The organism is Halovulum dunhuangense, assembly GCF_013093415.1.
Lineage (GTDB): Bacteria > Pseudomonadota > Alphaproteobacteria > Rhodobacterales > Rhodobacteraceae > Halovulum > Halovulum dunhuangense.
Genome location: NZ_JABFBC010000001.1, coordinates 461,312 through 487,694, shown reverse-complemented (window position 1 = coordinate 487,694; position 26,383 = coordinate 461,312). Strand labels below are relative to the sequence as shown.

28 protein-coding genes and 1 tRNA gene are annotated in these 26,383 nt (G+C 67.8%); 10 read left to right on the top strand and 19 right to left on the bottom strand.

Going from position 1 to position 26,383, the window contains the following annotated elements; translation table 11 throughout:
- Positions 1-20: 20 nt before the first annotated feature.
- The 4 genes from HMH01_RS02360 to HMH01_RS02345 all read right to left on the bottom strand — a co-directional run bounded on the left by HMH01_RS02360 (position 21) and on the right by HMH01_RS02345 (position 3,937).
- Positions 21-1,007, bottom strand: coding sequence for a P1 family peptidase (locus HMH01_RS02360; protein WP_171322093.1), 987 nt, complete (start codon positions 1,005-1,007; stop codon positions 21-23).
- A complete protein-coding gene (locus HMH01_RS02355) occupies positions 1,007-1,747 on the bottom strand; it encodes a glucose 1-dehydrogenase (protein WP_171322091.1) in 741 nt (246 codons plus the stop codon). The genes HMH01_RS02360 and HMH01_RS02355 overlap by 1 nt, the downstream gene beginning before the upstream one ends.
- 57 nt (positions 1,748-1,804) lie before the next feature.
- Positions 1,805-3,262 carry an aldehyde dehydrogenase family protein gene (locus HMH01_RS02350; RefSeq protein ID WP_171322089.1) on the bottom strand — a complete coding sequence of 486 codons (1,458 nt, stop codon included), beginning with the start codon at positions 3,260-3,262 and terminating at the stop codon, positions 1,805-1,807.
- A gap of 63 nt (positions 3,263-3,325) precedes the next feature.
- Positions 3,326-3,937 (bottom strand): HD domain-containing protein, encoded by a 612-nt coding sequence (locus HMH01_RS02345; protein WP_171322087.1) that lies wholly within the window; start codon positions 3,935-3,937, stop codon positions 3,326-3,328.
- Positions 3,938-4,086: 149 nt separating this feature from the next.
- On the opposite strand from HMH01_RS02345, the gene ahcY reads away from it, so the two are divergent.
- Positions 4,087-5,481 (top strand): adenosylhomocysteinase, encoded by a 1,395-nt coding sequence (gene ahcY / locus HMH01_RS02340; RefSeq protein WP_171322085.1) that lies wholly within the window; start codon positions 4,087-4,089, stop codon positions 5,479-5,481.
- Positions 5,482-5,529: 48 nt separating this feature from the next.
- Here the strand turns inward: ahcY and HMH01_RS02335 are convergent, their stop codons facing one another.
- The 4 genes from HMH01_RS02335 to tsaD are packed head-to-tail and all read right to left on the bottom strand — an operon-like array spanning position 5,530 to position 8,289.
- Entirely contained in the window at positions 5,530-5,952 is a 423-nt protein-coding gene (locus HMH01_RS02335; protein WP_171322083.1) for an EVE domain-containing protein, read from the bottom strand.
- Positions 5,953-5,960: 8 nt separating this feature from the next.
- Complete coding sequence (locus HMH01_RS02330; RefSeq protein ID WP_171322081.1) at positions 5,961-6,230, bottom strand: YciI family protein; 270 nt, start codon at positions 6,228-6,230, stop codon at positions 5,961-5,963.
- A 2-nt stretch (positions 6,231-6,232) separates the two neighbouring features.
- Positions 6,233-7,204, bottom strand: a complete 972-nt coding sequence (locus HMH01_RS02325; protein WP_171322080.1) for an NAD(P)H-dependent glycerol-3-phosphate dehydrogenase — start codon at positions 7,202-7,204, stop codon at positions 6,233-6,235.
- The gene (gene tsaD / locus HMH01_RS02320; protein WP_171322079.1) at positions 7,201-8,289 is read right to left on the bottom strand and encodes a tRNA (adenosine(37)-N6)-threonylcarbamoyltransferase complex transferase subunit TsaD; all 1,089 of its coding nucleotides are present in this window, start codon (positions 8,287-8,289) and stop codon (positions 7,201-7,203) included. Before tsaD ends, HMH01_RS02325 begins: the two co-directional genes overlap by 4 nt.
- A 48-nt stretch (positions 8,290-8,337) precedes the next feature.
- On the opposite strand from tsaD, the gene HMH01_RS02315 reads away from it, so the two are divergent.
- The 5 genes from HMH01_RS02315 (at position 8,338) to HMH01_RS02295 (ending at position 13,831) form a co-directional block, all read left to right on the top strand.
- Positions 8,338-9,057, top strand: a complete 720-nt coding sequence (locus HMH01_RS02315; RefSeq protein ID WP_171322077.1) for a uroporphyrinogen-III synthase — start codon at positions 8,338-8,340, stop codon at positions 9,055-9,057.
- Positions 9,058-9,194: 137 nt separating this feature from the next.
- Positions 9,195-10,673 carry a COG4223 family protein gene (locus HMH01_RS02310; RefSeq protein WP_171322075.1) on the top strand — a complete coding sequence of 493 codons (1,479 nt, stop codon included), beginning with the start codon at positions 9,195-9,197 and terminating at the stop codon, positions 10,671-10,673.
- Between the two features lie 19 nt (positions 10,674-10,692).
- On the top strand, positions 10,693-12,312 hold the full coding sequence (locus HMH01_RS02305) for a heme biosynthesis protein HemY (protein ID WP_171322073.1): 1,620 nt from the start codon (positions 10,693-10,695) through the stop codon (positions 12,310-12,312).
- Positions 12,313-12,382: 70 nt separating this feature from the next.
- A tRNA-Thr gene (locus HMH01_RS02300) sits at positions 12,383-12,458 on the top strand.
- A 416-nt stretch (positions 12,459-12,874) separates the two neighbouring features.
- On the top strand, positions 12,875-13,831 hold the full coding sequence (locus HMH01_RS02295; RefSeq protein WP_171322071.1) for a hypothetical protein: 957 nt from the start codon (positions 12,875-12,877) through the stop codon (positions 13,829-13,831).
- A gap of 311 nt (positions 13,832-14,142) precedes the next feature.
- Here HMH01_RS02295 and HMH01_RS02290 read toward each other — a convergent pair whose 3' ends face one another.
- From HMH01_RS02290 to HMH01_RS02240, 11 genes are all read right to left on the bottom strand, one after another.
- Complete coding sequence (locus HMH01_RS02290) at positions 14,143-15,405, bottom strand: NAD(P)/FAD-dependent oxidoreductase (RefSeq protein ID WP_171322069.1); 1,263 nt, start codon at positions 15,403-15,405, stop codon at positions 14,143-14,145.
- An 84-nt stretch (positions 15,406-15,489) separates the two neighbouring features.
- Entirely contained in the window at positions 15,490-16,194 is a 705-nt protein-coding gene (locus tag HMH01_RS02285; protein ID WP_171322067.1) for a c-type cytochrome, read from the bottom strand.
- Between the two features lie 4 nt (positions 16,195-16,198).
- Positions 16,199-17,239, bottom strand: a complete 1,041-nt coding sequence (locus HMH01_RS02280; protein WP_171322065.1) for a c-type cytochrome — start codon at positions 17,237-17,239, stop codon at positions 16,199-16,201.
- Positions 17,223-18,491, bottom strand: a complete 1,269-nt coding sequence (gene soxC / locus HMH01_RS02275) for a sulfite dehydrogenase (protein WP_171322063.1) — start codon at positions 18,489-18,491, stop codon at positions 17,223-17,225. Before soxC ends, HMH01_RS02280 begins: the two co-directional genes overlap by 17 nt.
- Positions 18,492-18,534: 43 nt before the next feature.
- Complete coding sequence (gene soxB, locus HMH01_RS02270) at positions 18,535-20,229, bottom strand: thiosulfohydrolase SoxB (protein WP_171322061.1); 1,695 nt, start codon at positions 20,227-20,229, stop codon at positions 18,535-18,537.
- A gap of 89 nt (positions 20,230-20,318) precedes the next feature.
- Positions 20,319-21,176, bottom strand: a complete 858-nt coding sequence (gene soxA, locus HMH01_RS02265) for a sulfur oxidation c-type cytochrome SoxA (protein ID WP_425483573.1) — start codon at positions 21,174-21,176, stop codon at positions 20,319-20,321.
- Between the two features lie 43 nt (positions 21,177-21,219).
- Positions 21,220-21,549: a thiosulfate oxidation carrier complex protein SoxZ gene (gene soxZ, locus HMH01_RS02260; protein ID WP_171322059.1), complete on the bottom strand. Its 330-nt coding sequence runs from the start codon at positions 21,547-21,549 to the stop codon at positions 21,220-21,222.
- A 25-nt stretch (positions 21,550-21,574) separates the two neighbouring features.
- On the bottom strand, positions 21,575-21,997 hold the full coding sequence (soxY, locus tag HMH01_RS02255; RefSeq protein ID WP_171322058.1) for a thiosulfate oxidation carrier protein SoxY: 423 nt from the start codon (positions 21,995-21,997) through the stop codon (positions 21,575-21,577).
- 25 nt (positions 21,998-22,022) lie between these two features.
- A complete protein-coding gene (gene soxX / locus HMH01_RS02250) occupies positions 22,023-22,490 on the bottom strand; it encodes a sulfur oxidation c-type cytochrome SoxX (RefSeq protein ID WP_171322056.1) in 468 nt (155 codons plus the stop codon).
- 111 nt (positions 22,491-22,601) lie between these two features.
- The gene (locus HMH01_RS02245) at positions 22,602-23,171 is read right to left on the bottom strand and encodes a thioredoxin family protein (protein ID WP_171322054.1); all 570 of its coding nucleotides are present in this window, start codon (positions 23,169-23,171) and stop codon (positions 22,602-22,604) included.
- A 20-nt stretch (positions 23,172-23,191) separates the two neighbouring features.
- Entirely contained in the window at positions 23,192-23,932 is a 741-nt protein-coding gene (locus tag HMH01_RS02240) for a cytochrome c biogenesis CcdA family protein (RefSeq protein WP_171322052.1), read from the bottom strand.
- Between the two features lie 77 nt (positions 23,933-24,009).
- Here HMH01_RS02240 and HMH01_RS02235 point away from each other — a divergent pair, with 77 nt between their 5' ends.
- The 4 genes from HMH01_RS02235 to HMH01_RS02220 are packed head-to-tail and all read left to right on the top strand — an operon-like array spanning position 24,010 to position 26,347.
- Positions 24,010-24,393 (top strand): hypothetical protein, encoded by a 384-nt coding sequence (locus HMH01_RS02235; RefSeq protein WP_343035122.1) that lies wholly within the window; start codon positions 24,010-24,012, stop codon positions 24,391-24,393.
- Complete coding sequence (locus HMH01_RS02230; RefSeq protein ID WP_171322050.1) at positions 24,393-24,899, top strand: GlcG/HbpS family heme-binding protein; 507 nt, start codon at positions 24,393-24,395, stop codon at positions 24,897-24,899. The genes HMH01_RS02235 and HMH01_RS02230 overlap by 1 nt, the downstream gene beginning before the upstream one ends.
- Before the next feature lie 2 nt (positions 24,900-24,901).
- A complete protein-coding gene (locus HMH01_RS02225; RefSeq protein WP_171322048.1) occupies positions 24,902-25,258 on the top strand; it encodes an ArsR/SmtB family transcription factor in 357 nt (118 codons plus the stop codon).
- A 30-nt stretch (positions 25,259-25,288) separates the two neighbouring features.
- Positions 25,289-26,347, top strand: coding sequence for a YeeE/YedE family protein (locus tag HMH01_RS02220; RefSeq protein WP_425483572.1), 1,059 nt, complete (start codon positions 25,289-25,291; stop codon positions 26,345-26,347).
- Positions 26,348-26,383 lie beyond the last annotated feature (36 nt).

Genomic DNA, 26,383 nt, shown 5'->3' with positions numbered 1-26,383 from the left:
CCGAGGGCATCGCGTTGCCCTCAAAGCTCGCACCAGGCGGGCAGCACATCGCCCGGTGCGGGCGTCGCGCCATGGATCGCGCGGGCCACCGCCCGGGCCAGCGTGATCGCCGCGGCATGGCCCAGCAGCAGCGTTTCGGTCGGGTCTGGCATGGGGCGGGCCCCGGTCGACAGGGCGAAGACCAGGTCGCCGTCCATCTGGGTGTGCGAGGGCGCTATCGCGCGGGCCAACCCATCATGGGCCGCCACGGCCAGCCGCGCGCAACCCGCCTTGTCCAGCGTGGCATCGGTCGCCACGATCGCGATTGTCGTGGCGCTTCGGTCGCGGGCCAGCTTGGTGTCCCGCAGGCCCAGCGACCGCGGGCGATGCGACGGCGCGCCGAGGCCGCCGAATTCGGCGTCCTCCTCCCAGGGCCAGGCCCAGAAATGGCGACTGTCGGGCATGCTCGCACAGCCCACCGGATTGGCCGCAACCAGCGCGCCCACCACCGCCCCCGAGGGCAGCACCGCCGAGGCAGAGCCGAGCCCCCCCTTCAGCCGCGCGGTCAGCGCGCCGGTGCCCGCCCCCTGGGTGCCAAGGGCGAAATTCGTGCCGGCCGCCTCCAGCGCGGCGCGGCCCAGGGCGCGATACGGGTTTTCCGGCCAGTCCTTGTCGCCGCCGTTCAGCAGGTCGAACAGGATCGCCGCCGGCACGATCGGAACCCGCGCGGGCCCGACGGCAAAGCCGCGCCCCATCGCCGCAAGCCCCTCCATCACGCCCGACGCCGCATCCAAACCGTAGGCAGAGCCGCCGGACAGCACCAGCGCATCCACCGCGGCAACGGTCTTGTCGGGGGCCAGCAGGTCCGTCTCACGGGTGCCGGGCGCGCCGCCCCGGATATCCACCCCGGCGGTGAAGGGCGCGTCGGCGGTCAGCACCGTGACCCCCGTCTTGACCCGCGCATCCGAGGCGTTCCCGACCCTCAGTCCCGCCACGTCGGTGATCAGGTTCAGCGGACCCGGCCGCATCAGATGCAGCGCCCCCCGTCCACCTCGAGCGCGACGCCGGTAATCATCGAGGCATCATCCGAGCACAGGAATGCCGCCGCCGCCCCCATGTCCTCGGGCTGCGAGAAGCGGCCCAGCGGGATCGTGGCCAGGAACTTCGCCCGCATCTCGGGCGTGTCCTCGCCCATGAAGGATTTCAGAAGCGGCGTTTCCCCGGCCACGGGGGCGAGCGCGTTCACCCGCAGCCCGAAGGGCGCAAGCTCCACCGCCATCGCCTTGGTCGCGGTGATCATCCAGCCCTTGGAGGCGTTGTACCAGTTCAGTCGCGGCCGCGGGCTCAGCCCGGCGGTAGAGGCGACGTTCAGGATCGCGCCCGTTCCCGCAGCCTTCATCGCCGGCACGAAATGCTTCGCGGTCAGGAACACCGACTTCGCGTTGACCGCCAGGACGTGATCGAACTCGGCCTCGGTCACCTCTTCCAGCGGCGTCGGCAGATGGGTGATCCCGGCATTGTTGACCAGGATGTCCACCCGCTCCCACATGTCGCGCGCGGCCACGGCCATTGCGGCCACGCTTTCGGACCGCGCCACGTCGACCTGCTGGTGGCGCGCGCCCAGATCCTCGGCCAGGTCCGCGGCGGCGGCAGCATTGATGTCGGCGATCATCACGTCGGCGCCTTCCTCGACGAAGCGACGCACGATCCCCGCCCCGAAGCCCGAGGCGCCGCCTGTGACAATGGCGGTCTTGCCCTTCAGTCGCATCGCATCCCCCTGTGCGGTTTGCCCCAGCCTGACCGCCTGCGGGGCGGCTGGCAAGCCTCAGCCGTGGTTCACCGCAACGGTCTTGAGCGTGGTGAAGCCGTAAAGCGCCTCGAAGCCCTTTTCGCGCCCGTGACCCGACTTCCCGACCCCGCCGAAGGGCAGTTCGACCCCACCGCCGGCCCCGTAATTGTTCACGAAGACCTGCCCCGCCCGCAGCTTCCGTGCCAGCCGGAACTGGCGCGCGCCGTCGCGGGTCCAGATGCCCGCGACCAGCCCGTATTCGGTGCCGTTCGCGATGGAAAGCGCCTCGGTCTCGTCCTCGAAAGGCAGCAACACCTGCACCGGGCCGAACACCTCGTCCTGCGCGATCCGGTCGGCGGGATCCACCCCCGCGACCAGCGCGGGGGCGATGTAATGCCCGCCCGGCGGCAGGTCTGCGGGAAGCGGCGCGCGTGCCAGCACCGCCCCCTCAGGCAGGCCCGCGAGAAACCCCTCGACGATGCGCTTCTGCCGCGCCGAGACCAGCGGGCCTACATCCGGATCCGACAGCGCCGGCCCGATCCGCAGCCCGCGATAGGCCTCGGCCATGCGCCCGGCCACATCGTCGAAGATGCGCCGCTCGATCAGGATGCGGCTGGCGGCGGAACAGGTCTGGCCCGCGTTCTGGATGCCCGGCCGCACCAGGAACGGCAGCGCCGCGTCCAGATCGGCGTCGGCAAAGACCAGCTGCGGACTTTTCCCACCCAGCTCCAGCGTGACCGGCACTATATTGGCCGCGGCCGCCGCCTGGATGCGTGCCCCCACCCCGACCGACCCGGTGAAGGAGATGTGATCGACGCCGCCATGCGCGGCCAGCGCGGCACCCGCCTCTTTGCCCAGCCCCGGCACGACGTTCAGCGCGCCCGGCGGAAACCCCGCCTCGCAGGCAAGCTGCGCGAAGGCAAGCGCGGTCAGGCACGCCTCTTCCGCCGGTTTCAGCACGCAGGCGTTCCCGGCGGCCAGCGCGGCGCCGACCGAACGGCCGATGATCTGCATGGGGTAGTTCCAGGGCACGATATGCCCGGTGACGCCATGCGGCTCGCGCAGGGTAAAGACGGTGTAGCCGGGCTGGAACGGGATCGTCTCGCCCAGCAGCTTGTCGGCCGCGCCGCCGTAGAACTCCATGTAGCGCGCCAGCGCCAGCGCATCGGCGCGGGCCTGTGCCAGGGGCTTGCCGACATCGCGTGACTCGAGCCGGGCCAGATCCTCGGCCCGCGCCGCGACCAGCTGGCCCAGCCGCGACAGGAGCCGCCCCCGCCCGGCAGCGGAAAGCGCGCCCCAGTCGCCCGCAAAGGCCGTGCGCGCGGCCCGGACCGCGGCATCGATATCCGCCGGCGTCCCGCGCGCGATGCGGGCGATCTCCTGCCCGGTCGAGGGATCCTCGAGCCCAAGCGTGGCGGACGCCGCGGACCACGCCCCCCCGATCAGCATGCGGGACGCGTCGAACGCCAGCGCCCCCTCGCGAATTTCCGTCATGCCGCCCCCATCAGCCGAAAGCCCGTCCCAGACTAGGAGAGGCGCGCTGCGGCTGACCAGCCCCTATCGCGCGCCGGTCCCGCCAAGCGCCGCGGAAAGCGCATGGAACCGGGCCAGGAAATCGCGCTTCACCTCCATCGGCGGGCGCGGGTTCAGCCGGTAGGTGGTGGGATCGAAGCCCGGCGGCAGGCGCGAGAAGAAGCGGTTCGCCTCGGCCTCGGAAAAGCCCGCGATCTGCGTCGCCTCCAGCCAGGCGCTGACACGGTCGGCCCGCTTGATCCTTGCCTTGATGCTGGCGGGCACCTCGGCCGGCAGGCCGAATCGCAGATGGACGGCCGCCGCCAGCCGCGCATCCATCGCCTTGTAGTCCGGTCCCACCGCTGCCTTGACCGGCGATATCATGTCCCCGATCACATATTCCGGCGCGTCGTGCAGCAGCGCCGCCAGCCGCCAGCGCAGCGACAGCTTGGGCGCGACCAGTTCCATCAGTTCCTCGACCAGCAGCGAATGCTCGGCCACCGAATAGGGAAACTCGCCCCGCGTCTGCCCGTTCCAGCGCGCCACGAAGGACAGCCCGTGGGCGATGTCCTCGATCTCGATGTCCAGGGGGGCGGGGTTCAGCAGGTCCAGCCGTCGGCCGGAAAGCATCCTCTGCCAGGCGCGGGTCGGGGTCATGGATCGGTCCGTTCTGCGGGTCAGATGCGCGATATGTCAGCGCAGACAGGGCCATGCAAGCCCTGCGGCAAGCGCCCGCCGTTGTCGGGCGGGGGTAGCGGTGCTAGATGGGCCGGGAACCGCCCGGATTACAGACAGGACGCCGACACATGGCCCAGGATTATATCGTCAAGGACATTGCGCTCGCCGATTACGGCCGCAAGGAAATAACCATCGCCGAAACCGAGATGCCGGGCCTGATGGCCCTGCGCGAGGAGTATGGCGCGGCCCAGCCACTCAAGGGCGCGCGGATCGCGGGCTCGCTGCACATGACGATCCAGACCGCCGTGCTGATCGAGACGCTGACAGCCCTTGGCGCGGACGTGCGCTGGGCCTCGTGCAACATCTTCTCGACCCAGGACCACGCCGCCGCCGCGATCGCAGCGGGCGGCACGCCGGTCTTCGCCATCAAGGGCGAGACGCTGGAAGAATACTGGGACTATGCCGACCGGATCTTCGACTTCCCCGGGGGAACGGCGAACATGATCCTCGACGATGGCGGCGACGCCACGCTCTACATCCTGCTCGGCGCACGGGTCGAGGCAGGCGAGGATGACCTGATCGCCGTCCCGCAATCCGACGAGGAGGTCGCGCTCTTCGCCCAGATCCGCAAGCGCATGGCGAAAAGCCCCGGCTGGTTCGCGAAACAGCGCGACGCGATCAAGGGTGTGTCGGAGGAAACCACCACCGGCGTGCACCGCCTCTACCAGCTGATGGAGCAGGGGCGCCTGCCCTTCCCGGCGATCAACGTGAACGACAGCGTCACCAAGTCGAAATTCGACAACAAGTACGGCTGCCGCGAAAGCCTGGTCGACGGCATCCGCCGCGCCACCGACGTGATGATGGCCGGCAAGACCGCCGTGGTCTGCGGCTATGGCGACGTGGGCAAGGGTTCCGCCGCCTCGCTGCGCGGCGCGGGTGCCCGCGTGAAGGTCACGGAAGTCGATCCGATCTGCGCGCTTCAGGCCGCGATGGACGGCTACGAGGTGGTGACCCTGGAAGAAGCGGTTTCTACCGCAGACATCTTCATCACCGCCACCGGCAATCGCGACGTGATCCGCCTCGAGCACATGCGCGAGATGAAGGACATGGCCATCGTCGGCAACATCGGCCATTTCGACAACGAGATCCAGGTCGCGGCGCTCAAGAACCACAAGTGGACCAACATCAAGGACCAGGTGGACATGATCGAGATGCCCTCGGGCAACCGCATCATCCTTCTGTCCGAAGGCCGCCTGCTGAACCTGGGCAACGCGACCGGCCACCCGTCCTTCGTGATGAGCGCGTCGTTCACCAACCAGGTGCTGGCGCAGATCGAGCTGTGGGCCAAGGGCGAGCAGTACGAGAACAAGGTCTATGTCCTGCCCAAGCACCTGGATGAAAAGGTGGCCCGCCTGCATCTGGAGAAGATCGGCGCCAAGCTGACCAAGATGAGCAGCGAACAGGCCGAGTACATCGGCGTGACCACCGAAGGCCCGTTCAAGCCCGAGCAGTACCGCTACTGAGATGCGATCCGCGCGCCCCTCGATCATGGGGCGCGCGGGCCCGCTGGTTCAGCGGTCCTGATAGCCGCCCATCCGGCAGACATGCGCCCATTCCTCGGCCGTGACCGGCTGGACCGACAGGCGCGAGTTGTTCACCAGCACCATGTTTTCCAGCGCCGGCTCGGACTTGCACATTTCCAGCGTGACGGGCGTCGGAAAGGGTGCCACCGCCTTGATGTCCACGCATTCCCAACGCGCATCGTCGGTGGTGCTGTCGGGATGCGCCAGCGCGACCACCTCGACCACGCCGACGACGGCCTTCTCGCTCATCGAGTGGTAGAAGAAGCCCAGGTCGCCGATCTGCATCGCCCGCATGTTGTTGCGCGCCTGGTAGTTGCGGACACCGTCCCATTCCTCGCCGGCGTCGCCCCTGGCGACCTGGTCGTCCCAGCTCCAGGTGTTGGGTTCGGATTTGAAAAGCCAGTACTGCATGGGGTTCCTCAGACGGTCTGCTTCCAGGCGTGGACGGTGACATCGGAGAAAAGGCCCGCCTTGGCATAGGGGTCGTTGACCGACCAGTCCTCGGCCGCGGCGCGGTCCGGCACCGACAGGATGACGAGCGAGCCGATCATCGCCCCCGCATCCGACAGGAAGGGGCCGGCGATGCGGACGACGCCGGTCTCGCGGACATAGGCCAGGTGCGCCTCGCGGGTGCGGGCGCGCAGGTCCTGGTGGTCGGGCTTGTCGATGCAGATCAGGGCGAATTCCATGCTCAGGTTTCCTCTTTCAGGGGTCGGGTCAGCAGTCCTTCCATCGCCGCGTCGATGCCAAGCCGGCCATCGAGAACGGCGACCGTCGCCTCGGCCACGGGCAGTTCCAGCCCCAGCTTGCGGGCCATGCTCACCACGGCGCGGGCGGTCGCCAACCCCTCGATGGTGCGGCCCCGTTCCGGCTGGTGCCCCGCGCCGATGGCAAGGCCCGCGGCGAAGTTGCGGCTTTTGCCGGAGGTGGCTGTCAGCGCCAGATCGCCAAGGCCCGACAGGCCCTGGAAACTGCGCGCATCGCCGCCTAAAGCAAGGCCCAGCCTCAACATTTCGGCGTAGCCACGGGTCATCAGCGCGGCGCGCGCGCTGTCGCCGAGGCCGGCGCCGATGCAGATGCCGCAGGCTATGGCTATGACGTTCTTCAGGGCGCCTCCGAGCTGGACGCCGATGCGGTCGGTGGAGCGGTAGAGGCGCAGTTCGGGGGTGGAGAGGGCGGTTTGCAGGGTCCCTGCCAGGCCCGTATCGCGGGCGGCCAGCGTCAGGGCGGTGGGCAGTCCGGCGGCCAGTTCGGCGGCGAAGCCGGGGCCGCTGAGAACGGCGATTTCGCTGTCGGGCCAATGCCTTGCGGCCACGTCGGTCAGCAGCGCGCCGCTGTCCAGGTCGATGCCCTTGGCGGCCAGCACCAGCGGTGCGCCGGGGGGCAGGGTGGCGGCGTGCTGCGCCAGATAGGCGCCCGTCGCCTGGGCCGGAACGGCGAGCACGAGGATGCTGTCGGAGGGCAGGTTTTCGGGGCTGGAAAGCGTCTGCAAAGTGTATGGAAAGCGTATGGCAGGCAGCGCGCGCTGGTTCTCGCGCGCGGCCTGCAACAGCGGCGCGGTTTCGGGCCGTGCGACCAGCCGCACGTCGAGCCCCGCGCGCGCCCAGACGATGGCAAGCGCGGTGCCGAAGGCGCCCGCGCCCAGCACCGCGACGGGCCTCATGCCTTGGCCCCCTTCTTGCCGGACCCCAGCAGCGGCTCTGCCCCGGCATCGAGCGGCCAGCGCGGGCGGGCGACCATGGCGGCGTCGGGGCGCGCGCCGTCGGCCCATTGTTCCAGACCGGCCCAGGCGATCATCGCGGCGTTGTCGGTGCACAGCGCGAGCGGCGGCGCGAGGAAGCGGGCGCCGGCGCGGTCGCAGACCCCGGTCAGCGCGGTGCGGATCGCGGTGTTGGCGGCAACGCCGCCCGCCACCGCGAGCACGCCGCCGGGGCGGCCGAATTCGGCCAGCGCGCGGGCGGTCTTTTCGGCCAGCACCTCGGCCACGGCGGCCTGGAAGCCGGCGCAGAGATCGGCGCGGTCCTGACGGGTCAGCCCGCCCTTTTCCGCCACGATCAGGTCGCGGGCGCGGCGCAGCGCGGTCTTGAGCCCCGAAAAGCTCATGTCGCAGCCGGGGCGGTCCAGCAGCGGGCGCGGGAAGTCGAAGCGGGCGGGATCGCCCTGGGCTGCCTCTTTCTCGACCAGCGGGCCGCCGGGATAGCCGAGGCCGAGCAGCTTGGCGGTCTTGTCGAACGCCTCGCCGGGGGCATCGTCGATGGTGCCGCCAAGCCTGCGGAAGGCGCGGGGTCCATCGACGGCGAGGAACTGGCAATGCCCGCCCGAGACGAGCAGCATCAGGTAGGGAAAGGCGATCCCGTCGGTCAGGCGCGGGGTAAGCGCGTGGCCCGCAAGGTGGTTCACGCCGAGATGCGGGATGCCGCGTGCGGCGGATATCGCGCGGGCGCACATCACGCCCGACAGCACGCCGCCGATCAGCCCCGGCCCGGCGGTCACGGAAATCAGGTCGATGTCGTCGAGGGTGACGCCGGCCCGCGACAGCGCCTGGGCCACGCAGATGTCCACGCGTTCCGCATGCGCGCGGGCGGCGATTTCCGGCACCACGCCACCGAAATCGGCATGAAGCAGTGTCTGGTCGAAGATGATCGAGGACAGGATGCGCCGGTCCGCGCCCACGACCGCGGCGGCGGTCTCGTCGCAGCTGCTCTCGATGCCGAGGCAGAGACCGGGGGTGGGGTTGGGGCCGGGCATTCCTCGCTCCCGTTGCGAAAGATCCATGCGCCGGGTAACACCCGACGGATGAGCGCGCAACATGCCCCTCGGCCCCGGCTGCTGATCCCGCGCCCCGCGGGGCAGGCCGAGGCGTTCGCCGAGACGGTCGAGGCGGAGTTTCCGGGGCGCTTCGAGATCGTCGCCGTGCCCCTGATGGAGATCCGTTTCCGCGATGCGCCGCCCGACATGGCGGGGGTGACGGACCTGGTGTTTTCGTCGGCCAACGGGGTTGCGGGGTTTCTGCGCCTGAGCGCCATCCGGGGCCTGCGCGCGCATTGCGTCGGGCCTGCCACGACCGGGGCGGCGCTGGAGGCGGGGTTCCGGGCCGCGATGGCGGGGGCGTCGGCGGCGGAACTGACGGCGCGGCTGTCGGCGCTGCCAGCCGATCCGGGGCGGCGGTTCCTGCACCTGCGCGGCGCCCATGCGGCGGCGGACCTGGCCGGGGCGTTGCGCGCCGCGGGCCATGACGCGGCCGAGGCGGTGATCTACGACCAGGTCGCGGTGCCGCTGGCCGACGAGGTGGTGCACGGGCTGCGCGACGGGCTGTTCGATACGGTGATGCTGTTCTCGCCGCGCAGTGCCCGGCTTCTGGCCGAGGCGGCGGGCGCGGCGGGCATTCCGCGGGCGACCCGGCTTCTGTGCATCAGCGACGCGGTGGCGCGGGTGTTTCCGGGTCACGCCTGCGCGGTGGCCGCCCGGCCGGATGCCGCGGCGATGCTGGCGTTGCTGGCCGAGGCACGGGACTGAATGCGCGCAATCAGCGCCTTTGGGTTGAGACATCGCAAAGCCAGCACTAGACTTTGGCGGGTATAGATGGCCGGTAAGGATTCTGGCGTCACCTAGCCCGCCGGGGCCCCGGCATCATGGAATGGAACCGCGCGTTCATGGCGAAATCACCCCAAGACAGCGAAAAGCCCACCGATCCCGAGGAGAAGGACGCAGCGACCGGACTTCCGGAGACTGGCCTTCCGGAGACTGGCCTTTCCGGGATTGGCCTTTCCGGGACTGGCCTGCCCGAAACGCCGAAGGACGACGCGGATACCGGCGGGGATGCGGTGGCCGGGGACGCGTCGGATGGCGATGCGCCCCGGCGTGCCGGGGATGATGACGCGGACGCGGCCGAAGAGCGTCGGGCGGCGCTGGACGCGGCGCTTGCCGCGTCGCCCCTGGTCGCAAGCGGGGCCGCGCCTGCGTCGGCGGAACCGGCCCCCGCGGGCGGCGGCGCGCGGGACCAGGACGCGCATGACCATGACGAGGAAAGCCACCGCTCGCTGGCGTCGAAGGCGCTGACCGGGCTTATCCTGCTGCTGGTGGGCGGGGCGCTGGCGCTGTGGGCCGGGCCGCGCGTGGCGCCGCACCTGCCCTCGGGGCTGGGGGCGGTGAAGGCGTGGCTGATGCCCGGCGAGGCGATGAGCGTTCAGCGCATCGCGGAAGTCGAGGCGGCGCTTTCCGCGCGGATCGACGGGATCGCGGCCGGGATCGACGCGGACACCGCGGCGGCGCAGGCCGAGGCCGCCGCGGCGGCGGTGGAGGCGCGGCTTGAAGAGCGGCTGGCGGCGCTGGCCGACCAGGTCGCGGCCGCCGACAGCGCCAGCATCGAAAGCCGGCTTGCGACTGTCGAGGGGCGGCTGGAGGGGCTGGCGGCGGAGCTGGCCTCTGTCGAGACGGGGGCCGCGGCGCCCGCCGCGCTGGGCGAGGCGGACCTGGCGGTGATCGAGGGGCTGCGCGCGGAGCTTGGCGCGCTGGCCGATCGGCAGGGCGCGATTTCCCAGCGGATCGACGATGTGGAGGCGGCGGTCGCGCGCCGCCTGTCCGAAGCCGAGGCCGAGGTGGCCGCCGCCGAGGAAGCGGCGACGACGGTGCGCTCGGCGGCATTGAGCGAGGCGGCGCTGACCGCGATGCGGGCGGCGCTGGGCTCGGGCGAGCCCTATGCCGAGGCGCTGGCCTCGTTCGAGGAAAACAGCGGCGCGGCGGTGCCCGAGGGGCTGCGTGCCAGCGCCGAGGGCGGGGTCGCGACGCTGGGCACGCTGCGCACGGCTTTTGCCGATGCGGCGCACCAGGCGATCCGGGCCGTGATCCGGGCCGAGGGCGGCTCGGGGCTGGCCGGGCGTTTCGGCGCCTTCCTCGAGGCGCAGGTGGCGACGCGGTCGCTGACGCCGCAGGAGGGATCTGACGCCGACGCGATCCTCAGCCGGGCCGAGGATGCGCTGCGCCGGGACAACCTGACGGCGGCGCTGGACGAGTTGGGCGCCCTGCCAGAGCCGGCGCTTGCCGCGATGGAGGGCTGGATCGCCCGCGCCGAGGCGCGGCTGGCCGCACAAGCCGGGCTGGCGGAATTGTCCGCCGCCGGCGCCGTGAACTGATCGGGAAAGGACGCCAGCCATGATCTGGTCCATCATCAAGATCCTCGTGTTCATCGGGGTGGCCGCCGCGCTGACCTGGGGGGCGAGCCTGGTCCTGGAAACCCCGGGCGAGGTGCGCATCGCCTTCGCCGGGCGGGAGATCGCGCTTTCGCCGCTGGGCTTCCTGATCGGCTTCGTGGTGGTGATGCTGCTGGCCTGGGCGATCCTGCGGATCGTCGGGCTGCTGGTCGCGGTGCTGCGGTTCCTGACCGGGGACCAGACGGCGATATCCAGGTATTTCGACCGCAACCGGGAAAGGCGCGGCTTCGACGCGCTGGGCGAGAGCCTGATCGCGCTGGCGACGGGGGACGCGCGCAAGGCGCAGATCACCGCGCAAAAGGCGGAGCGGCTGCTGGACCGGCCGGAACTCACGCGGCTGGTGAACGCGCAGTCGGCGGAGCTGGGCGGCAACAAGGACCGGGCGCTGGCCTATTACAAGGAGATGCTGGGCGACGACCGGACGCGGTTCCTGGGCGTGCAGGGGCTGTTGCGCCAGAAGCTGGACGAGGGCGACACCGACACCGCGCTGAGGCTGGCCGAGAAGGCGTTCGCGTTGCAGCCGCGCCATGGCGGGACGATCGACACGCTGTTCCGGCTGCAGGCGCAGAAGGAGGATTGGGCCGGCGCGCGCAAGACGCTGGCGGCCAAGGTGCGGACCGCGGCGCTGACCAGGGATGTCGGCCGCAGGCGCGAGGCGGTGCTGTCGCTGGCCGATGCCCGCGCGGCACTTGCGCGTGGCGACGAGGCCAAGGCGCGCGAGGCGGCCTATGCCGCCAACAAGCTGTCGCCGGGCTTTACCCCGGCCGCGGCGCTGGCGGCGGAGCTGCACGCCAGGGCGGGCGAGGGGCGGCAGGCGGCGCGCATCCTGAAGAAGGCCTGGACCGACGCGCCGCACCCCGACCTGGCGGCCGCCTTTGCCGCGATCGAGCCCGGAGAGACGCCTTCCGCACGCGCCAAGCGCTTCGATCCGTTCCTGAAGCTGCGCGCCGACCACCCCGAGGCACGGATGGTCGCGGCCGAACTGGCGCTTGCGGCCGAGGATTTCCCGGGGGCGCGCCGCGCGCTGGGCGACCTGGCGGAAACGCAGCCCACGACGCGCAGCCTGGCGCTGATGGCCGCGATCGAGCGGGGCGAGGGCGCGCCCGACAGCGTGGTGCGCGGCTGGCTGGCCAAGGCGCTGGAGGCCCCGCGCGGCGAGGCCTGGGTCTGCGAAGCCTGCAACACCGCCCATGGCAGCTGGGCGCCGGTGTGCGAGCAGTGCCAGTCCTTCGACACGCTGAGCTGGAAACTGCCCCCGGCCGCCGAGGAGGCCGGCAGCGGCACCGCGATGCTGCCGCTGATCGTGGGCGCGCTGCAGCGGCCCGAACCCGAGCCCGAGCCTGCCCCTGCCCCCGAGCCGAAGGCGGAGGCGCCGCGGCGCCCGACCCCCAAGGCCGAGGACGCCGAGATCGCCGACGCGCCCCCCGCGCAGAAGGCCGAGACCGCGAAACCGGCGAGGCCCGAGACCAAGCCCGCGCCGCAGGACAGCGACGCGGAAAACGACACGGCGACACCGCGGCGGGAACCGGTGCGCACCTCGGAGAACCTGGGCGAGTTGTGAAAAGGGCAGCGGCGGGGCCCGCGAAAGACGCTTGCAGGCCCCGCCCCTTGCCGCTAGAACCCGCCTCGGCGCCGCTGTAGCTCAGCTGGTAGAGCACGTCATTCGTAATGATGGGGTCGGGGGTTCGAGTCCCTTCAGCGGCACCAGCCTTCTAAGACTAACATTGGAACTACTAGCCCGGCATCCATTTGGTCGGCGTGTCAGTGTTACAGTGGCGAGAGGCATCCTAAGCTCTTGACAGACCCTTTGCGGCAAAAGCTGGACCTCGTTTATTGGTTAAGCTTGATGCGGTGGTCCGGTCGTGAAGGGCTGGGAGCTGACTGTGACCGTGCAGCGACGCATCCGAAGCATCCGAAGCATATGGAATAAACTGCCGGTCGCCAGCCTTCTTCACCCGGCGGCAGTGCGCAGGGAGCGGGCTTTGCACAGTCTGGCACACGTCAACGGTTGAATACAGGCAAACTGTGCGATTTGCTTATGTTACCGGTCGTCATTATCTTGTATCCTGATTTTGTATATAAATTTCGCATCATGTCATTTGAGATGTATTTTGGATGAAATATTGAAACTCACCATATATTTAGACCAAAATATTCTCGGCTCTCTTCGACAAGGGCAGCCTGAGAAAGAAGAGCTTGAAAGAGCGCTAGAACGATTTCGAGAGTTTGGGGCCGCATTTGTCTATTCAGATGTTCACGTTGAAGAATGCCGTGCATTCTATGAGCCTGCGCAATACGTTCGCATTCTCAATGATTTGAACGGGTATCACCTTCAGCCAAAGGGGCGCTTAGCGCAGCACCGCGAAGCAAAACCAAACATGGCGGAAGAGTTGATATTAGGAGAAATCGACTTTGCGACAAAATGCCTTGGCTTGCTCCACGGTCAAATGGTGCTGTTACAGTATGTCTTGGGCTGGCTCGGCGAGTTTGAAGCTGAAGAGTTGATGCGAGAACTAGAAGAAGACATCGCCCTCTGGGCAGAGGAGGCCGAGCGTGAAACTCTTGGGCTTCTTACGGCGGCATCCGCCCGTCAGCAGCTTTTGGAGCCCTTGATATCCATAGATTTGAAAAAGTTGAAACGCGAAGGCATGGAACAACAACCTCAAACCGCGCACGAATGGAACATTAGGTATGGTAAGATTGACAAACTCGATCCCGACAAAGTTGTAGATTTCATCTTCTCAGAAGCTGGGGATGAAGCAGCGCAGTACTTAAGCGAAATGTTTCCAAAAGGAACTTGGCCGACCGGTGCTTATCAGGAACATGGCGCGCTGACTGGTCTATTATTTTTACTTTTTTGTCAGGGTGTTGGTAGAGATCCCGCTGTAAAGAAGGGCAGCCAGTCAGACCGAAGAAAACGCCTACGAGCGCAATTCCGTGATTGTCGACACATCGAAGAGGCTGCTGGCTGTGACTTGTTCCTTTCGCAAGATGCTGGCGCCATAAAATTAGCACAGGCCGCGTATGCACATGCAGGAGTCCGAACCATCGTAAAGAAGGTTACGGTCCTTCCAAATTAGGAAAACAATTCAATAACTTTATTTTGCAGCACGCGAATCTCGTACGCATCTGAAACTACGTGTCCGCTTTGGGCTGCAAATGTCCATTGCTTCGCCACGCCTGAGCGACCGCATTGGAGGTTGCCGACCGACTGGCTGACCGGCGGCTAAGGGCCGCAATGGTCCGCAGCCCTGGTAACCCTCCACACCCGGAACGCAAGCACGTAGCTCCATCAAGACGCAATCCCCGCTTGTTCCCCAAACGTCACCTCCCAAAGAAAAAGCCGCCCCCTCGCAGGGGCGGCTTTCGTGTCCCGGAGAACCGGATCCGGTCAGCCGAACATGTCGGCGACGATGCCGTTGTACCAGCCGATGGACTCCTCGTAGGTCTGCTTGCGCAGCGCCGCGTCCTCGCCGGTCTGGCTGACGAAGCCCTCGACCGAGGCGATCTTCTCGTCGGTGGCCTCGTAGCTGGCGCCGACCTTGACGCCGTCGTCGGTGGCGATCAGCGACCAGCAGGTGTTGGAGAAGCGGGCCGGGAAGACCTGCGAGCCGGTCAGCGCGCCGCGCACCGCCATCGCCGCGACCTTGGCCTGGCTGTTGGCCGAGAAGCCGGATTTCGGCATGTCGCCCTGCGCCGAGGCGTCGCCCAGCACATGGATGTTCTCGTCGATGCGGCTCTGCATGGTGTGCGGGATGACCGGGGCCCAGTTGCCGTCGGTGATGCCCGCCAGTTCGCAGATGCGCCCGGCCTTCTGCGCCGGGATCACGTTGCAGACATCGACCTTTTCCGCCACGCCGTCGATCAGCACTTCCATGGTGTCGGGGCGCACCTCGACGTTGGTGGCGCCGAAATCGGGGCCGATGCGGTCGATCATGCCGGTGTAGTGCTTCTGCCAGCCCTCTTCGAAGAGGCCCTGCTTGGAGAAGCTTTCCTTGGGATCGACGATCAGGATCTTTGCGGTCGGGTTGTTGGCCTTCAGCATGTGCGCGACCATCGAGACCCGCTCGTAGGGTCCGGGCGGGCAGCGGTAGGGGTTCGGGGGCGCGACCATGGCGAAGACGCCGCCTTCGGGCATCGCCTGGACCTGGGCCTTCAGCAGGGCGGTCTGGGTGCCGGCCTTGTAGGCATGGGGCATGACGTCCTGCGCCGAGAGATCCCAGCCGGGCACGGCGCCATCCACGAAGTCGATGCCGGGGCTGAGGATGAGGCGGTCATAGGGCAGGGTCGCGCCACCGGCGAGGCTGACGGTCCGCGCCTCGCGGTCGACGCCGACGGCCCAGTCGTGCACGACGTTGATGCCGTATTCGGACGCCAGCGTGCCGTAGCCATGGGCCAGCGAGTCGAGCTCGCGGAAGCCGCCGAGATAGAGGTTGGAGAAGTAGCAGGTGTAGTATTCGCGGCTGGGTTCCACGAGGGTCACGTCGATCGCGCCCTGGCTGTCCTTGGCGATGTAGCGCGCGGCGGTGGCCCCGCCGGAGCCGCCACCGACCACCACGACGCGCGGCCGGGCCTGGCCCATCACCATCGGGGCCGACAGCGAGGCGGCGCTGGCAGCGGATGCGCCGACGAACAAGCGTCTGGTAAGTTTCATTGAATCCTCCTGTTGCAACTCTGGTTTCCGTAAGAACGCTACGGAGACAAGAACGATTTCAGAACACTGTGCGGTATTCCGATCTTATTGGTCCAGATTCGCAAAATACGCTGCGAGGGACGCAATTTCCTGGTCGCCAAGACTTCCGGCGACAGTCTGCATGACGGGGTTCATGCGTTTCTTCGATTTGTAGGCGTGCATGGCGACGACGAAATCCTCGACCGGCCAGCCGGTGATCGAGGGGATGCCCTGGTTGCTGCCGTCGCGCTGGTGGCAGGTGGTGCATTCCCCGGCAAGGTATTCGCCGTAGGCCGGGTCGCCCGCGATGGCGAGGATCGCGGGGTCGAGGTCGTGATCCGAGGCGCGGGCGGTGGGTTCGGCTTCGGGGATGTCGGCGGGGCTGGCCGAATGGCCGCGCAGCCAGGCCAGCAGGTCGGCGCGGTCCTGCGGATCCCTCATGCCGGAATAGCTCATCCGGGTGCCGGAGACCAGCGCGCGGGGCTTCTCGATGAAGGCGTCGAGGCTTTCGGCGTCCCAGACCAGGCCGTTGGTGCCGGCGCGGACCATGCCGTCGGAATAGCGGAAGTCGTCGAGGCTGCCGGCCTTGCGGCCGTAGAGGTCGTTCAGATGCGGGCCGACGCGGTTGGCCGCCCCCTCGCCGATCTGGTGGCAGGTGGCGCATTGGCGGAACAGCGTCTCGCCCCTGGCGGCGTCGCCCAGAACGTCGGCGGCCACGGCCTGGGATCCCCAGACCGTGGCCATGATCGCGAGCAGTCCGTATGCCTTCATCCGGTCACTCGTCGAAGGACTTCAGGTAGGCAAGGATCGCCGCTGCGTCGTCTTCGCTTTTCAGGCCCCGGAAGGACATGCGCGTGCCTTTCACATAGTTGCGCGGGTCCGCGAGGAACGCCGCTATCGTCTCGTCGTTCCACACTAAACCAGCTTCGCCGGCTTCTTGGAAGGGGCGAGAGTAGTTGAAGCCGTCGATTTCCCCGGCGGTGCGGCCGAACAGGTCGTTCAGATGCGGGCCGACGCGGTTGGTGGCCCCCTCGCCGATCTGGTGGCAGGCCGAGCACTGGCGGAAGGCGCGTTCGCCGGCGGCGACCAGTTCGGGGTCGAGGGCGGCAACGGATTCCTCGGCCGGGGCTTCGGGCGCGGGTTCGGCGGCGGCCGTTTCGGCGGCGGGTGCGGCTGCCGCGTCGTCGTCCGCGGTGTCGGGGGTCACATCGAGCACGCGGGCCCGCATGGTGATCTCGACCGAGGGCTTGCAGGCCTCCATGCAGGGCTCGCCGGTCAGCTGGGGCACTTCCAGCGTGTCCCGATCGTCCATGTAGAAGCCGTCCTCGTTCTCCAGCCGGATCTCGGTGAAGTTCTCGTGGCTCAACTCGAAATCCTCTTCGAGGACCACGTCGTTGAGATAGAGGATGTAGGCGGTCAGCGCATAGACCTCGTCATCGGTCAGCGACTGGGCGTTGCCGAAGGGCATGGCGCGGTGGACATAATCCCAGACGGTCGAGAGATAGGGCCAGTAGGAGCCCACGGTCTTGACCGGATCCTCGTCCGCAAGGCTGCCCTGGCCGCCGGCGATGTTGGGCCAGCGGCCCACGCCTTCGCCGAAATCGCCGTGGCAGACGGCGCATTGGGCGGTGAAGATTTCCTCGCCTTCGGCCACGGTGCCGCGGCCCTCGGGCAGGCCCTGGCCGTCGGGGCGCACGTCGATGTCCCAGGCGGCCACCTCGTCCGGGGTCGCGTCACGCCCGAGGCCGAAGCCGTCGGCCAGCACGGGGGTTGCCGCAAGCGTCGCGGCCAGCGTCAGCTCAAGAAATCTCGACATTCTCGGCCACTCCCTGCTCGTTCACGGCCCAGGTCTGGATGCCGTTGTTGTGGTAGATCGAAGACAGGCCGCGCAACTCGCGCAGCTTTTCCTTTGTCGGCTGGACATAGCCGGTGGAGTCCATGGCGCGGCTTTGCAGCAGAAGCGGGCGGCCATCCCAGTCGAATTCGTAATAGAAACGGTGCATCGACTTGTCGAAGGACGGGCCGGACATGCGCGCCTGGTGCCAGGTGATGCCACCATCGAGCGTCACGTCCACCCGCAGGATGGCGCCGCGGCCGGACCATGCGACGCCGGTGATGACGGTGTGGCCGGGGCCGTGGGTGATCGGGGCCTGCGGGCTGGGGCTGGTGATGACGGATTTCGCATCCATCACCCAGGTGAAGCGCCGGGCGCGGCCGTCGGGCATCAGGTCGGTATAGGCGGAGGTTTCCTCGCGGTGGTGCCAGGGCTGGTCGCCCACCTCGATCCGGCGGAGCCACTTGACCCACATGTTGCCTTCCCAGCCGGGCACGACGAGGCGGACGGGATAGCCCTGTTCGGGGCGCAGCGCCTCGCCGTTCATCCTGAAGGCCACGAGGCAGTCGTCCATCGCCTTTTCCAGCGGGATGGAGCGGGTCATGGCCGCGGCGTCGGCGCCTTCGGGCATGATCCAGGCGGCGGAGGTCTTCACGCCCGCCTCTTCCAGCAACAGCCGCAGGGGGATGCCCGTGTACATGACGTTGTGGATCATGCCGTGGGTGAACTGGCAGCCGTTCAGCTGCGAGCCGCGCCATTCCATGCCCGAGTTGGCGGCGCATTCGAGGAAATAGACGCGGTTCTCGCGCGGGAAGCGCAGCAGGTCCTGAAGGGTGAACACCAGCGGGCGGTCCACCAGGCCGTTGATCATCAGGCGGTATTCGCCCGGATCCACCTCGGCGATGCCGGCGTGGTGGCGCTCGAAGCAGAGGCCGTTGGGGGTGATGATCCCGTCAAGCTCGTGCAGGGGGGTGAAGCTGACCGAACTGACCGGATCGGCGGTCAGCCAGGGCACGTTGCGGCGCACGACATGCGCCTCGAACGGGCTGGGCGTGCCGTAGGGGCGGGCATCCACCCCCTCGCCCAGCATCTGCGCCCAGGGCTGCACCTGGGTGATGGCGGGATCGCCCGCCGCCGCGGCCTTTCCGGCCACCATCGCCGCCCCGCCCGCGACGAGGGATTTCGAGAGAAACTCCCGCCGCGTCGAACCGGTCTTTCCAGATCTTTCCGACATGGATTGCACCTTTCTCAAATGAATCTCGCGCCGGGGGCCGGCCTCAGCCCCCGATGACGTCCACGCTGGTATTGGGTTCGAGTGTCACCGTGCCGAGGCGGCGGATATGCGATTCCACCACGTCCCAGATCGCCGGGCCCTCGGTTTCCTCGTTCACGCTGGCCCAGCCGGACACGACGTAGGATTTCGCCGGATCCAGCTTTTCGCCGGTCTTGAGCAGGGTCATTTCGGTGATGCGGCTGCCCATCGGCTGAGTGACGTCGATGCGGTAGCCCATGCCGCCCACACGGACCATGTCGCCGCCCTGCTGGTAATAGGGGTCGGGGTTGAACAGGTTGTCGGCCACGTCCTCGAGGATGGCGTGCAGCATCTCTCCGGTCATTTCGGAACGGTAGGCGCTGGGATAGCTCATGGAGGTGACGGAAAAGAGATCCTCGCGCGTGATGTCGGCGCCGGGCAGGACGGATGCGCCCCAGCGGAAGCCGGGCGAAAGCGCGATGTCGGCCTCGCGTTCCTCGAGCAGGGCCTGGCAGATCAGGTCGTCCCAGGTGCCGTTGAAATTGCCGCGCCGGTAGAGAAGCGAGTCGGTCTGGCCCAGCACCTCCGTCAGTTCCGACTCGTAGGGTGCGCGCTCTTCAGCGATCAGGGCGGCCATCTCGGGGTCGGGCGCGATCACGTCGGAGAAGAGCGGGATCAGCTTGTGGGCAAAGCCCTTCACCGCGCCGTCCTGCACGTCCAGATCGAGGCGGGTCAGGAACTTGCCGTGGGAGCCCGACGCGATCAGCAGCGTCTTGCCGACGATCACCGGCTCGGGCAGCGCGTCATGGGTGTGGCCCGTCAGGATCACGTCGATGCCGGGCACGTTGCCGGCCAGCTTGCGGTCCACGTCGAAGCCGTTGTGCGAGAGCAGCACCACCAGCCCCGCGCCCTGGTCGCGCACTTCCTGCACCAGTTCGGCGATGTTTTCCTCGCGCACGCCGAAGGAGAGGCCCGGGAACATCCAGCTGGGGTTGGCGATGGGCAAGTAGGGAAAGGCCTGGCCGATGACGGCGATCTTCACGCCGCCCCGCTCGAAGAAGCGGTAGGGCTCGTAGGCGCGTTCGTCCCATTCGGTGTCGAAGATGTTGGCCCCGAGGAAGGGGAAGTCGAGCTCGTTCTCGACGATCTCGGTCACGCGGTCGATGCCGAGGGTGAATTCCCAGTGGCTGGTCATCGCCTCGACGCCGAGCAGGTTCATCGCGCGGATCACGTCGCGGCCATCGGTCCTGAGCGCGGTGTAGCTGCCCTGCCAGGTGTCGCCGCCGTCCAGAAGCAGCGCATCGGGGCGGTCGGCGCGGATCGCCTTGACCACGGTCGCGGCGCGGTCGAGCCCGCCGATGCGGCCATAGGTCCGGGCGAGCGCGGCGAAATCGTCATGGGTCAGCGCGTAGGCAAGCGGGCTGCCGTCATCCAGGCCGTACATGCGGCGGTAGTCGGCGCCGGTGATGTGGGGCGGCAGGCCGCGCGCCTCGCCCACCCCGAGATTGATGCTGGGCTCGCGGAAATGCACGGGGCGCAGATGGGCGTGGATGTCCGTGATGTGGATGAGCGAGACGTTGCCCGTGGTGTCGAACCGCAGAAGCTCGTCCTGGGTCAGGGCCTGCTGGGCCGCCAGCCGCGACCAGTTGCCGTAGCCCGACGCCCCATAAAGTGCGGCGGTGGCCATGCCGGCCTGAAGGAAATCCCTGCGCGAAATCATCGTCGCACCTTTCTGATGGACACAGCTTCCCCGTGCCCTGCCCGGCGATCGCTCCGGGCAGGGTGGGGCCGGCTGGGGTCCGGTTGTCGTTACTGACGGACGGCCGGGGTTTCCACCGACAGACCGTTGCCGCGCGAGGCGACATACAGCTCGAGGGCGCGGAACTCGTCCGAGCCTTCGGCAAAGCTTTCCGCCATCGTGTCGCGGATACAGCCGCGGAAGCGGTTGTGCTGGGAGATCAGCCGCGTCGCGCTGAGGCGATAGGTCGGGAAACCGTTGGTCATGCCCTGGCTCAGGTGGTCGGCCCGGATCATGTTGCCCCAGTTGTCCTCGTGGCAGTTGGCGCAGGACAGTTCCAGCTGGCCGTAGCGGGTGTAGTACATCTCCTTGCCCTCTTCCCAGAAGCTCTGGGCGGGGCCGTCGATCGCCACGTCCATCGGCATGCCGCGGGATTGGAGACCGATCAGCGAGACCATGGACTGCATTTCCTCGCTGGACCATTTCCAGGCGTCGGCCTGCATCCGCCCGGTCCGGCAGCCGTTGATGATATCCTCCATCGTCTCGAGCTTGCCGGTCGCCTCGTTCACGCGGGGCAGCTGGGTGCGCAGCCCCTCGAACTCGGCCACGTCCGTGTGGCAGGAAGAACAGGCCTGGCCGGCGGCGCCGTCCACCGTCTCGAACATGTCCATCGCCTTGTCGACGTAGATCATCGCCGGGTTCTCGAAGTCGTCCATCTGGAAGGCCTGGGTCTCGTCCTCGCGGAAGATCCAGCCCGACATGATGGTGTCGCCCAGCGCGCCATCCAGATGGGCGGGCGGCGTGGTGCGCTCGATCATCTCGATCTCGCCGTTGATCACCAGCTCGGCATCCTCGTCGGCCATCGCCGCGCCCGTGGCCATGATCGCGATGGATGCAGTGGCCAGCAGCAGCCTCGTTCCCTGTTTCACGCCAGTCCCTCCCGGTATTGTTCTTGTGTTGTGGTGGCGACCGTCAGGCGACGGTCACCTCTGCGCGCTCTTCGTAGACGTCGCCGTCATCGTCGTACCAGGTGAAGACGAACTCGCCGGAGGCGGGCACCTTCGCCTCGAACTCGATGTAGGGGTTGGTCGAGATCGCGCCGTGCAGTTCCATCTCGATCACGGTCTCGCCACCATAGGTGCAGGTGAAGCGGTTGATGATCGAGCGGGGGATGATGTTGCCATCGGAATCGCGGCGCTGGCCGCTTTCCATCGGGTGGCTGATCAGCGTCTTGAGGACCACGACCTCGCCTGGGGTGGCGGTCTTGGGTGCGCGGACGCGGGGTTTAACTCCGGTTGCCATGATGTTTCTCCTTACGTCCCTGGGATCAGCCGCCGCAGCCGCCGATGGTGACCTTCACTTCGCGGGCGACACGGCGGAAGCTGCCATCGCCCATCTGCGCGACCGCGATGACGTTCTGCGTCTGCGCTAGCCGGATGCGGGTCGAGGCGGCCTGCGAGCCGGCAAGCGGGCCGAAGGTGAACACCGCGACCTCGGCCTCGGGGTTGCCGTCGGCGAAGATGGCGATCATCGCCGCGCCGGGCGCCGCGACCGACACGGGCACGGTGTTGCCGTTCTCGGCGATCTCGGGCGTGGTCAGCTCGATCTCGCCGTCGATCACCTCGGCGCCGCCGGTGAATTCGGCGAGCGCATCGTCATATTTCTTGGCCGAGGCCATGAACGGGGTCAGGCCGGCGGCCACGGCCGCGCCCGCCCCGATCTGCATGATTGCACGTCTGGTCAGGATCATTGGGGTCTCCTTGCGGGTTCCGGTGTCAGTCGGTCAGCGTCATCAGGAACGCGACCACGTCTTCGATCTGTTGCGCCGAGAGGATCGGCTTGAGCGGCCCCTCGGGTGCCTTCGCAGTATAGCCTTCGCCGGGACGGATGAACCCCTCGGTCTTGTAGAAGGCGGGCATGATCGTTCCCTCGAACATCATCTTGGGGTTGGCCACCAACCCGCGCAGTTCCGCCTCGGTCCAGCGGGAGCCGACACCGTCGAGCAGCGGGCCGACCTCGCCATGGAAGGGCAGGTCGGACAGGGCGGACACCTCGTGGCAGGCGATGCAGTTGCCGGCGCCGCGGTTCATCACCTTGCGCCCCTCGGCCGGATCGCCGGGCACGCCGGTCAACGATTCCATGATGGCCCCGTTCTCGAACCTTACATCCGTGGGCTCGATCACCTCGGCGGCGGCCACCGAGACGCCTGCCAGGGCTATTGCGGCGCTGAGCCAGATCTTCATCCCATCCCTCCCCAGACTCTTGTTTGTATGCGAGAGCGTACCGCCGGTGCGGCAGATTTGTCCATCATTAAATTCGCATCGACGAATTTAATGATATGCCGGCCGGCGCCCTCATTCACCGACCGGGGAATCCGCAAGTTTGCGGGCATGATACTTCTGAAAGCTCTCCTCGCCCTCGTAGCCATGCTCCAGCACCCAGTTGAGCAGGTTGTAGGTCGTGCCCTTGCCGAAGGCCCCCGGCATGGTGGCGACGGAGGCCTGCTGGGCGGTCACGCCGTCCACGACCGATTCCGGGAAGAACATCAGCGTGGGCGTGAACAGCGCGCCCCATTTGCGGGTGATCTCGCGCTCGGGCAGGCTCTCGCCGTCGAAGTCCGTCACCTCGATGTCGCCGAACATGTTGATCTGGACGAAGAAGAACTTCTCGTTCAGCAGGGCGTCTATCTCGGGCACGGGGAACACTTCCTCGTGCATGCGGGTGCAGTAGATGCAGCCACGCTGTTCGATGATGACCGCAAGGCGCTTGCCCTCGGCATTGGCCTCGGCCAGGTCCTCGCGCAGATCCTTGAAGGTGTCGCGCATCCAGGGCGTCTTGTGCAGGCCGTCATCGCCCAGTTCGACCGCAAGCGCGGTCGCGGCCCAGGCCAGCAGAAGCGGGATCGCCAGAAGCATCTTTCGCATGAGTTCCTCCCTCTTGGTCCTTAACGCAGGACGCCGATGTCGGGCGCGATGGAAAGCATCCATTGCGCGATGTAGTTGATGCTGTCCGTCGCGATCAGCACCGCGAACAGGATCAGGAAAACCCCCATCCCCTTTTCGATCAAGCCGAGATGGCGGCGGAAGCGCTGGGAAAACCGGATGAAGGGCCCGATGAAGGCCGCCGCCAGGATGAAGGGAAACGTCATGCCCGCGCCATAGACGAAGAGCAGCATCGCCCCCTGCCGGGCGCTTTCCTCGGCCGCGGCGGTGAACAGGATCGCGGCCAGCACCGGACCCACGCAGGGTGTCCAGCCGAAGGCGAAGGCCATGCCGATCACGAAGGAGCCGACAAGCCCCCAGCTGGTCGATCCGGCGCTGTCGGCGCGCAGCTGGCGATAGAGGATGCCGATGCGGATGACGCCCAGGAAATGCAGCCCCATCGCGAAGATGATCGCGGCGGCGGCGTATTTCAGCACGGTGAACCACTCGCGGACCATCTGCCCGAACAGGCTGGCGGTGGCGCCGAGCCCCATGAAGATGGTGATGACGCCCGCGGCGAAGAACACCGCGCCGAGGATCGCCTTGCGGCGGACGGCCGGCGTCAGGGTGCCGTCGGCATTGGCCTGATTGATCGAGACACCCGCCATGTAGCTGAGGTAGAACGGCACGATGGGCAGGATGCAGGGCGACAGGAACGACAGCAGGCCGGCGAATCCTGCCCCGGCATAGGAGATGTCGAACATGCACCTTGATCCTTCGATTGATCGAACAACATATTCGTATTAAATATTGCGTAAGTGAAAGGTCAAAGGAATTGTTCGTGCGCCGCTTGACGACCCGCGCCGCCCTGGCGGCGGCCCTGGCCCTGGGCCCCGCTTTCGCGGGCGCGCAGGAGCTGGTCATGTTCGACGCGCCGGGCTGCTATTGGTGCGCGAAATGGACCGAGGAGATCGGGCCGATCTATCCGAAGACGGCGGAGGGTGAGCGCGCGCCGCTGCGCCGGGTGTCGATCGCGGCCCCGATGCCCGCGGACCTGCCCGAGATCGGGCGGATCGTCTATACGCCGACCTTCGTGCTGGTGCATGACGGCGCCGAGATCGGCCGGATCGAGGGCTATCCGGGCGAGGATTTCTTCTGGGGTCTGCTGACGCGGCTGGTGGACGAGCTGCCACGGACCCCCAACAACAACGAGGGAGAAGGATGATGATCCGTTCGTCGATGCTTGCGGCGGTGCTGATGCTGGCGGCAGGGGGCCCGGCACTCGCACAGGACGACAGCCCCTATGTCGATTTCCAGATGCTGAAGCCCGAGGTCGCGCTGGAGATGGCGCAGGCCGCACTTGAGCATTGCCGCGCCGAGGGTTTCCAGGTCGGCGTCGCCGTGGTGGACCGGATGGGCGTGCCGCAGATCTTTCTAAGGGATCGCTTTGCCGGCGCCCATGTCCACGAGACGGCGATGCGCAAGGCCTGGACGGCGGCCAGCTTCCGCACCGATACCGTGACGCTGGACCAGAACACCCGGCCCGAGACGGTGTCGGGCGGGATCCGCCACATCAGCCAGGCGCTGCCGCTGGGTGGCGGGGTGCCGGTCGAATCGGCCGAAGGGTCGATCGTCGCGGCGATCGGCATTTCCGGCGCGCCGACCCCCGAGGCCGACGACGCCTGCGCCCGCGCCGGGATCGAGGCCATCGCCGACCTGATCGCGTTCTGACGATGGAGGGGCTGGCGCCACTTCCCGTGCTTTCGGACGACCTGTCCGAGGCCGAGATCGAGAAGATCGTCTCTGCCGCGACCGACGCGTCGGAATTCCTCAAGGCGCTGGGGCAGGAAAGCCGCCTGCTGATCCTGTGCTACCTGCTGACCGGCGAGAAGTCCGTCACCGAGCTGGAGCAGTTCCTGGGCGCGCGGCAGGCGGCCGTCTCGCAGCAGCTGGCGCGGCTCAGGCTTCAGGGCCTGGTCAAGGCGCGTCGCGACGGAAAGGCGATCTACTACAGCTTGACCGATGATCGGCCGAGGCGGATCATCGAGGTCGTCTACGACATGTTCTGCCGCGACAAGGACCCCCGCTAGAAGGGTCCGGGCGGCCGGCGGGAGGGAATGATGGACCTGATCACCGACGGTCAGCTGACCGCGCTCATCGGTCTGGCCGGCGGCGTCGTCCTGGGGCTTGCCGCCCGCCTGGGACGGTTCTGCACCCTTGGCGCCATAGAGGACTGGCTTTACGGCAGCGACGACCGGCGGATGCGCATGTGGCTGGTTGCCATCGGCGTGGCCATGATCGGCAGCTTCGCCCTGATGGGGCTGGGCCGGCTCGATCCGCGCGAGGCGATCTTCCTGATGCCGGCATGGAACCCCATCGCCAGCATCGTGGGCGGGGCGATGTTCGGCTATGGAATGGCGCTGGCGGGCAATTGCGGCTACGGCGCGCTGGCGCGCGCGGGTGGCGGGGACATGCGCAGTTTCGTGATCCTGCTGGTGATGGCGGTGTCGGCCTACATGGCGATCGCGGGCCCGACGGGCATGCTGCGGGTCTGGCTGTTCCCGCAGGAACTGGCCGCAGAGGTTCCGGGCCTTGCCCATCTGGCAAGCCGGGCGACGGGGCTTTCGCCGACGCTGTTCGGCGTGGTGGCAGGCGCGCTGCTGCTGGCGCTGGCGCTGTCCTCGGCCCGGTTCCGGGCGGATTGGCGCAAGCTGGCCTGGGCGGTGGCGGTCGGGCTTGCCATCGTGTCGGGCTGGGCCGGGACGCAATGGATTTCCAGCACCGGGTTCGAGCCGGTGCGCGTGACCACCCACAGCTTTTCCGGGCCCCTGGGCGAGACGCTGATCTACGCCATGACCACCTCGGGGGCGGCGCTGAATTTCGGCATCGGATCGGTCGTGGGGGTCGCGACGGGGGCGTTTCTCGGGTCGCTGATGAAGCGCCAGTTCCGCTGGGAGGCCTGCGAGGATCCGCGCGAATTGCGCCGCCAGATGATCGGCGCGTTCCTGATGGGCACCGGCGGCGTGACGGCGGTCGGGTGCAGCATCGGGCAGGGGCTGTCGGCCTTCTCGCTGCTGGCCTACAGCGCGCCGGTGACGTTTGCCGCGATCATCGCGGGCGCGGCGCTGGGGCTGCGGCAGCTGATCTGGGGCGCGCACGGCAACGAGTTGTCGGCCTGAGCGGCGGACGGGACCGACAGCGTCCCGATCATCGGC

Excerpts from the sequence above, each read along its gene's own strand:
- soxB (WP_171322061.1), bottom strand. The coding sequence starts at position 20,229 with ATGATTTCGCGCAGGGATTTCCTTCAGGCCGGCATGGCCACCGCCGCA.
- ahcY (WP_171322085.1), top strand. The coding sequence starts at position 4,087 with ATGGCCCAGGATTATATCGTCAAGGACATTGCGCTCGCCGATTACGGC.
- HMH01_RS02225 (WP_171322048.1), top strand. The coding sequence starts at position 24,902 with ATGGAGGGGCTGGCGCCACTTCCCGTGCTTTCGGACGACCTGTCCGAG.
- HMH01_RS02335 (WP_171322083.1), bottom strand. The coding sequence starts at position 5,952 with ATGCAGTACTGGCTTTTCAAATCCGAACCCAACACCTGGAGCTGGGAC.
- HMH01_RS02330 (WP_171322081.1), bottom strand. The coding sequence starts at position 6,230 with ATGGAATTCGCCCTGATCTGCATCGACAAGCCCGACCACCAGGACCTG.
- HMH01_RS02280 (WP_171322065.1), bottom strand. The coding sequence starts at position 17,239 with ATGTCGAGATTTCTTGAGCTGACGCTGGCCGCGACGCTTGCGGCAACC.
- HMH01_RS02220 (WP_425483572.1), top strand. The coding sequence starts at position 25,289 with ATGGACCTGATCACCGACGGTCAGCTGACCGCGCTCATCGGTCTGGCC.
- soxX (WP_171322056.1), bottom strand. The coding sequence starts at position 22,490 with ATGAAGATCTGGCTCAGCGCCGCAATAGCCCTGGCAGGCGTCTCGGTG.
- HMH01_RS02355 (WP_171322091.1), bottom strand. The coding sequence starts at position 1,747 with ATGCGACTGAAGGGCAAGACCGCCATTGTCACAGGCGGCGCCTCGGGC.
- HMH01_RS02360 (WP_171322093.1), bottom strand. The coding sequence starts at position 1,007 with ATGCGGCCGGGTCCGCTGAACCTGATCACCGACGTGGCGGGACTGAGG.
- HMH01_RS02285 (WP_171322067.1), bottom strand. The coding sequence starts at position 16,194 with ATGAAGGCATACGGACTGCTCGCGATCATGGCCACGGTCTGGGGATCC.
- HMH01_RS02310 (WP_171322075.1), top strand. The coding sequence starts at position 9,195 with ATGGCGAAATCACCCCAAGACAGCGAAAAGCCCACCGATCCCGAGGAG.
- soxZ (WP_171322059.1), bottom strand. The coding sequence starts at position 21,549 with ATGGCAACCGGAGTTAAACCCCGCGTCCGCGCACCCAAGACCGCCACC.
- tsaD (WP_171322079.1), bottom strand. The coding sequence starts at position 8,289 with ATGCCCGGCCCCAACCCCACCCCCGGTCTCTGCCTCGGCATCGAGAGC.
- HMH01_RS02305 (WP_171322073.1), top strand. The coding sequence starts at position 10,693 with ATGATCTGGTCCATCATCAAGATCCTCGTGTTCATCGGGGTGGCCGCC.
- HMH01_RS02325 (WP_171322080.1), bottom strand. The coding sequence starts at position 7,204 with ATGAGGCCCGTCGCGGTGCTGGGCGCGGGCGCCTTCGGCACCGCGCTT.
- HMH01_RS02345 (WP_171322087.1), bottom strand. The coding sequence starts at position 3,937 with ATGACCCCGACCCGCGCCTGGCAGAGGATGCTTTCCGGCCGACGGCTG.
- HMH01_RS02350 (WP_171322089.1), bottom strand. The coding sequence starts at position 3,262 with ATGACGGAAATTCGCGAGGGGGCGCTGGCGTTCGACGCGTCCCGCATG.
- HMH01_RS02245 (WP_171322054.1), bottom strand. The coding sequence starts at position 23,171 with ATGCGAAAGATGCTTCTGGCGATCCCGCTTCTGCTGGCCTGGGCCGCG.
- soxC (WP_171322063.1), bottom strand. The coding sequence starts at position 18,491 with ATGTCGGAAAGATCTGGAAAGACCGGTTCGACGCGGCGGGAGTTTCTC.
- HMH01_RS02240 (WP_171322052.1), bottom strand. The coding sequence starts at position 23,932 with ATGTTCGACATCTCCTATGCCGGGGCAGGATTCGCCGGCCTGCTGTCG.
- HMH01_RS02315 (WP_171322077.1), top strand. The coding sequence starts at position 8,338 with ATGAGCGCGCAACATGCCCCTCGGCCCCGGCTGCTGATCCCGCGCCCC.
- soxY (WP_171322058.1), bottom strand. The coding sequence starts at position 21,997 with ATGATCCTGACCAGACGTGCAATCATGCAGATCGGGGCGGGCGCGGCC.
- HMH01_RS02230 (WP_171322050.1), top strand. The coding sequence starts at position 24,393 with ATGATCCGTTCGTCGATGCTTGCGGCGGTGCTGATGCTGGCGGCAGGG.
- HMH01_RS02290 (WP_171322069.1), bottom strand. The coding sequence starts at position 15,405 with ATGAAACTTACCAGACGCTTGTTCGTCGGCGCATCCGCTGCCAGCGCC.